The sequence below is a fragment of the Candidatus Symbiopectobacterium sp. genome, from assembly GCF_020054415.1.
Lineage (GTDB): Bacteria > Pseudomonadota > Gammaproteobacteria > Enterobacterales > Enterobacteriaceae > Symbiopectobacterium.
In genome coordinates, this window is record NZ_JAHWCO010000172.1 from 1 (window position 1) to 6,186 (window position 6,186).

The 6,186-nt window shown below is 52.2% G+C and carries 4 protein-coding genes and 3 pseudogenes; 6 read left to right on the forward strand and 1 reads right to left on the reverse strand.

What is annotated here, in order from left to right:
* The 3 genes and pseudogenes from QZ506_RS05175 to alr all read left to right on the forward strand — a co-directional run.
* Nucleotides 1-83, forward strand: a pseudogene (locus tag QZ506_RS05175) (lipoprotein); the annotation flags it as partial.
* 172 nt (nt 84-255) lie between these two features.
* Nucleotides 256-1,662 (forward strand): replicative DNA helicase, encoded by a 1,407-nt coding sequence (gene dnaB, locus QZ506_RS05180; protein WP_291969538.1) that lies wholly within the window; start codon nt 256-258, stop codon nt 1,660-1,662.
* Nucleotides 1,663-1,700: 38 nt separating this feature from the next.
* Nucleotides 1,701-2,780 carry an alanine racemase gene (alr, locus tag QZ506_RS05185; RefSeq protein WP_291969539.1) on the forward strand — a complete coding sequence of 360 codons (1,080 nt, stop codon included), beginning with the start codon at nt 1,701-1,703 and terminating at the stop codon, nt 2,778-2,780.
* A 54-nt stretch (nt 2,781-2,834) separates the two neighbouring features.
* Here the strand turns inward: alr and QZ506_RS05190 are convergent, their stop codons facing one another.
* Entirely contained in the window at nt 2,835-4,217 is a 1,383-nt protein-coding gene (locus tag QZ506_RS05190) for an amino acid permease (RefSeq protein ID WP_291969541.1), read from the reverse strand.
* 360 nt (nt 4,218-4,577) lie between these two features.
* Here QZ506_RS05190 and QZ506_RS05195 point away from each other — a divergent pair, with 360 nt between their 5' ends.
* The 3 genes and pseudogenes from QZ506_RS05195 to QZ506_RS05205 form a co-directional block, all read left to right on the forward strand.
* Complete coding sequence (locus tag QZ506_RS05195) at nt 4,578-5,042, forward strand: Lrp/AsnC family transcriptional regulator (protein ID WP_291969543.1); 465 nt, start codon at nt 4,578-4,580, stop codon at nt 5,040-5,042.
* Between the two features lie 262 nt (nt 5,043-5,304).
* A pseudogene (locus tag QZ506_RS05200) lies at nt 5,305-5,502 on the forward strand (YitT family protein); the annotation flags it as partial.
* A gap of 180 nt (nt 5,503-5,682) precedes the next feature.
* Nucleotides 5,683-6,060: pseudogene (locus tag QZ506_RS05205) on the forward strand (YitT family protein); the annotation flags it as partial.
* Nucleotides 6,061-6,186: the final 126 nt, after the last annotated feature.

The following is a 6,186-nucleotide window of genomic DNA, read 5'->3' on the forward strand; positions in this document are numbered from 1 at the left end:
AGGTGGGTGAAGCCATGGCCATGGTCAAAGCGCTTAACCGGATCACGCTATTAGGAATGCCGAACAGTATTCGCATCACGTAACAATCGACCAGTATGGGGCGCAGTCGTTACAAGTTCTGATTTATTCAACAAAGCCTGTTTTCTCCTGATGCAGTCCGGTGCGATAAACACACGTGCGCATTTTTATCACGTCAGTTTCGTATACAATGCCTCCTTATGGAATGACAAATCAACCAATAAAGAACGTAATCCCATGGCAGAAAAGCGCACCGCACCCCCATCGAAACAGCCCCGCGATCGACAGGTGGAAGGGTTAAAGCTTCCGCCCCACTCGTTGGAAGCGGAACAGTCGGTTCTGGGCGGCTTGATGCTCGACAACGAGCGCTGGGATAACGTCGCAGAACGCGTCGTCGCCAACGATTTCTACAACCGCGCCCACCGTCTGATTTTCAGCGAAATGCAGCGCCTGTTGGAATTGAACAAGCCCATCGATCTCATCACCCTGTCCGAGTCGCTGGAGCAAAAAGGCGAACTGGACACGGTCGGCGGTTTTGCTTATCTGGCAGAACTGGCGAAAAACACCCCCAGCGCCGCCAACATCAGTGCCTATGCCGAGATCGTGCGCGAACGGGCGGTGGTGCGTGAGATGATCGCTGTAGCCCATGAAATCGCTGATGCAGGCTACGATCCACAGGGCCGCAGCAGTGAAGATCTGCTGGATCTGGCGGAGTCACGCGTGTTTCAGATCGCGGAAAACCGTGCCAGCAAGGATGAAGGCCCAAAAAGTATCGATCGCATTCTGGAAGATACCGTCTCACGTATCGAGCAGTTGTATCAACGTCCGCACGACGGGGTAACCGGCGTTTCCAGTGGCTATCAGGATCTGGATAAAAAAACCGCCGGACTGCAAAAATCGGATTTGATCATCGTCGCGGCACGCCCCTCAATGGGGAAAACCACGTTCGCCATGAACCTGTGCGAAAACGCCGCCATGATGCAAGAAAAGCCGGTGCTGATCTTCAGCCTGGAAATGCCCGGCGAACAGATCATGATGCGTATGCTGGCCTCGTTGTCGCGCGTGGATCAAACCCGTATCCGTACCGGGCAGTTGGACGACGAGGACTGGGCGCGCATCTCCAGCACCATGGGCATCCTGCTGGAGAAGAAGAACATGTATATCGATGACTCTTCCGGCCTGACGCCCACGGAAGTGCGCTCCCGTGCGCGCCGCGTTTTCCGCGAGCATGATGGCCTCAGCCTGATCATGATCGACTACCTGCAACTGATGCGGGTGCCCTCCCTTTCGGATAACCGAACACTTGAGATCGCCGAAATTTCCCGTTCTCTCAAAGCATTGGCAAAAGAATTGCAAGTGCCTGTGGTCGCACTCTCTCAGCTTAACCGTAGTCTGGAGCAGCGAGCGGACAAACGCCCGGTCAACTCCGACCTGCGTGAATCCGGATCTATCGAGCAGGATGCTGACCTGATTATGTTTATCTATCGTGATGAGGTTTATCATGAAAACAGCGATTTGAAAGGCATCGCTGAGATTATCTTAGGGAAACAGCGTAACGGCCCTATTGGTACCGTTCGGTTGACCTTCAACGGGCAGTGGTCGCGTTTTGATAATTACGCCGGTACACAATACGATGATGAATAAATAGCGCACCTGAGCGGGCAGCGCTAAGGACAGTAGAAATGAAAACGGCAACCGCCGTCATCAGTCGCCGCGCGTTGCGTCACAATATGCAGCGCGTGCGCCAGTTAGCGCCTAACAGTCGGCTGGTCGCCGTCGTCAAGGACAATGCATACGGCCACGGTGCAGTGGAATGCGCCACCACCCTTCAGGATGCCGACTGCTTCGGCGTCGCCCGACTCTCGGAGGCGTTGGCACTGCGCCAAGCGTGCATCACCAAACCCATCCTGCTGCTGGAAGGGTTTTTCTCTGCCGACGACCTTCCCTTACTGGCGCAGCATCAATTGGAAACCGCGGTGCACAGCGTCGAGCAGTTGGAAGCCTTGGAGCAGGCCGATTTGCCGCACCCTCTTACCGTGTGGATGAAGCTGGATACGGGCATGCACCGTTTGGGTGTGCGTCCCGATAAAGCGGAAGCGTTTTATCAACGGCTGACCCAGTGTCGCAATGTGGTGCAACCGGTGAATATCATGAGCCATTTTTGCCGCGCCGATGAGCCAGAGTTCAATACCACCCTGAAACAGATCGCCTGCTTTGATGCTTTTGTCGAAGGGAAGCCCGGCGCGCAATCTATCGCGGCTTCCGGCGGCATTCTGCTGTGGCCACAGGCACACCGTAATCAGGTACGGCCGGGGATTATTCTCTACGGCGTATCACCACTGGCCACTGAAACCGCCACGCATTTTGGACTGCAACCCGCCATGACGCTCACTTCGCACCTGATCGCGGTGCGTGAGCACAAAGCGGGTGAAGCCGAGGGTTACTGCTGTATCTGGACCAGCGAGCGCGATACCCTGCTCGGCGTGTTAGCAATGGGCTGTGGCGATGGCTATCCGCGCTCAGCGCCGTTGGGTACACCAGTACTGCTCAATGGCCGTGAGGTGCCGTTGGTGGGACGCGTATCGATGGATATGTTGACGGTCGATTTGGGACACGATGCACAGGAGCAGGTGGGCGATGAAGTGATATTGTGGGGAGAGGCGCTGCCCGTCGAGCGGATCGCTGCACACACCAAGATCAGCGCTTACGAACTGATTACCCGTGTGACACAGCGCCTGGCGCTGGAGTACCTCGACGATTAATGCGTAAGAAAGGCGTACAACAGGGTACGCCTTTCCTAATCAATTACACATCAATTACACATCACTGACCGCGATATCTGCCGGGGTGCTGTTACGGTTCTTCACCCGATAAGCCACAACCATTGCCACCGGCCACACGGGAATCAGCCATACCGAGATCTGGATACCGGGCGTCATCGCCATGATCACCAGAATGCCCGCCAGAAACAGCAGGCAAATCACGTTGGTCAGCGGATGGCCCCAGCTTTTAAAACGCGTTTCCTTGGCGGCCGCTTGCATCGCATGGCGGAACTTGAGGTGTGTAATGCAAATCATCGCCCAGTTGATCACTAACGCGGACACCACCAGCGCCATCAGCAGCTCAAACGCTTTGCCCGGTATCAGGTAGTTCAATACCACGCACAGCCCGGTTGCCAGCGCTGATACGCCCAACGCGTTCAGCGGAATACCGCGTTTGTTGATGCTCAACAGTGCGCGAGGGGCGTTGCCCTGTTTAGCCAGGCCAAACAGCATACGGCTGTTGCAATAGACGCAACTGTTGTACACCGAGAGCGCCGCAGACAGCACCACCAGATTCAGCACGGTTGCCACCGCGTTGCTATCCAGCGCGTGGAAAATCAGCACAAACGGGCTGCCGCCTTCCACCACTTTCTGCCAGGGGTACAGCGACAGCAGCACCGCCAACGCGCCCACATAAAACAGCAGAATGCGATAAATAACCTGATTGGTGGCGTGCGGAATACTTTTTTCTGGCCGATCGGCATCAGCGGCAGTGATTCCGACCAGTTCAAGACCGCCAAGGGAGAACATGATGACCGCCATCGCCATCACCATGCCACCAAAACCATTGGGGAAAAACCCGCCGTGTTGCCACAGGTTAGCCACGCTGGCCTCCGGCCCGCCACTTCCGCTTATCAGTAGATAGCAGCCGAACGCAATCATGCCAATAATCGCCTCCACTTTAATGATGGCAAACCAGAATTCCATTTCGCCATAAACCTTCACATTAGTGAGGTTAATGGCGTTAATCAGCAGGAAGAAAACGGCCGCCGAAACCCAGGTCGGCACATCGGGAAACCAGTATTGAATGTAAATCCCGACCGCAGAAAGCTCTGCCATACTGACCAATACATAGAGCACCCAGTAGTTCCAACCGGACATAAAACCGGCAAAGCTGCCCCAATATTTATTGGCGAAATGGATAAATGAACCGGCTACGGGCTCCTCCACAACCATTTCCCCTAACTGACGCATGATGAAAAAAGCAATAATCCCGGCAATCGCATAGCCCAGCAATACCGATGGCCCGGCCATTTTGATGGTTTGCGCAATCCCTAAAAACAGCCCGGTGCCAACCGCGCCCCCTAATGCAATCAACTGGATATGGCGGTTTTTTAACCCTCTTTTAAGCTGATCCGTTGTCTGCGACGTATCCATGACATTCCCCGAACAAGATGTTGTGTTGGCAATCTCATGGCAACAACCAGGACAGCCTCAGCAAGGCAACGGCGAATTCCGGTCATAAATGAAACTAATATCATGAATATACTCATTATTTTTATTATCACTTAACATGATATTGCATGGAGGCAAAAAACAGATTGATGCATAAACAGGCACCTTTATGCACGGAACGCCCTTAATTGCATCAGCATACGCACGATATTGCGCCAGCACGGTGCACGCCCTTTTATCGTGCAATTCCCTGTAGGGCCGGGATATAAAAAGAAGCGGCACGCAGTGATAAAAAGCTGTTAGTCTGTTTTATCTCCCGATACATCATACGTATAAAGCACTATGTACCAGATAGACGATTATGATTTGAAAATGCTGACCTTACTGCAAACCAACGGCCGCTTGACCAATCAGGAATTAAGCGAGCTGATCGGGTTATCCGCATCGCAGTGTTCGCGCCGTCGCATTGCGCTTGAGCAGGCTGGGCAGATCCCGGGCTACCACGCCCGCCTAGCACCCAACGCCATCGGTCTGGAATGTCTCGGTTTGATCGAAGTGCGCCCGATCAACCATACCGCCGACTACGTAGAGCGCTTTCACCAGATGTTAGGAGAGATAGATGCGATCATTGATGCCTACAAAACCACCGGCGATGCCGAATATTTACTGAAAGTTGCGGTAGCCGATCTGCAAGGACTGAGCGATCTGATCAGTCGCATCTTGTCGCAGAATAAAAGCGTTTCCCACCTGAAGACCTCAGTTGTGCTGAATCGGCTGAAAGAAAATGGATTGATGCTGCCTGACTGAAGGTTTGCACCCTATTAGGGCAAGACGCTTCTTTTTGGTGCACCCCACCGTCACATCACGCACAAAACCATTAAATAATGCGTTAATTACGCAAAAAATTGGATTTAATGCACTTTTCATGCGGATGATAATTACTGTATTTCAATAAGTTATATTTATTATCCGTGTTAATGCGCCATCCCCTCCACTTTCAGCGCCATTTTTAGTGCACTTTTTGCTTTTCTTGCGTCACATTTTGATTTTTTCTACCATTGAGCACACCATGGATAACGTTGTCGCAACTGAAAATCTAAAACACACGCCGCTGGAAGATGTTCTGGCACTGCTGATTGGCTCATTGATGGTGTCTTTTGGGATCATCCTGTTGCGTCAATCCGGCGCACTCACCGGCGGCACGGCAGGGGTGGCATTCCTGCTGCACTATATCACGCATATTTCATTTGGCACCATTTTTCTTTCTGGTCAATCTGGGCTTTGTTGAATAAATAGATTTTATGCTGGCAGCTCAGTGAAACGACGGATCCTCGCAACGTAAAATCATGCAGTTAGGCCTCATGAGAAAAGTGTAAACCTGAGATGACAAGCATTTTCAACCAAAACTGGCACGGAAAAACAGCATGATTACCTATTATTCAACAAAGCCGTCAATCTGCCGTTTTATTATCTGGCCGTTCGCCGCATGGGCTGGCATTTCACCATCAAGATCTTCTGTGCCGTCGGGTTGGTTTCCCTACTGTCAGACGTGCATCCGCTGTTTATTCACTTCGATAGACTTCAGCCTTTCTATGCCACGCTGTTTGGCAACATCATCATTGTGCTAGGCTTTATTGTGCTGTTTCGTCACAAGGCCAGTCTGGGTGGGGGTGGCGTGAATATCTTGGCGCTCTACCTTCAGGATCACTACGGCATACGCGCTGGCAAGTTACAAATGGCGGTTGATGTGGTGATTGTGCTGGCTTCACTGTTTGTGGTAAGCATACCTATGCTGGTGGTTTCCGTATTAGGTGGGCTTTGTTGAATAAATAGAACTTTTGGGTAATCATCGGAGCAGATCACCACAGTTGTTTCAAAATCAGGTCTCCATGGCAAAACAAAATTTTAAAATCACCAACTGGCCCTCTTATAACAAGGCCCTCAAGCAGCG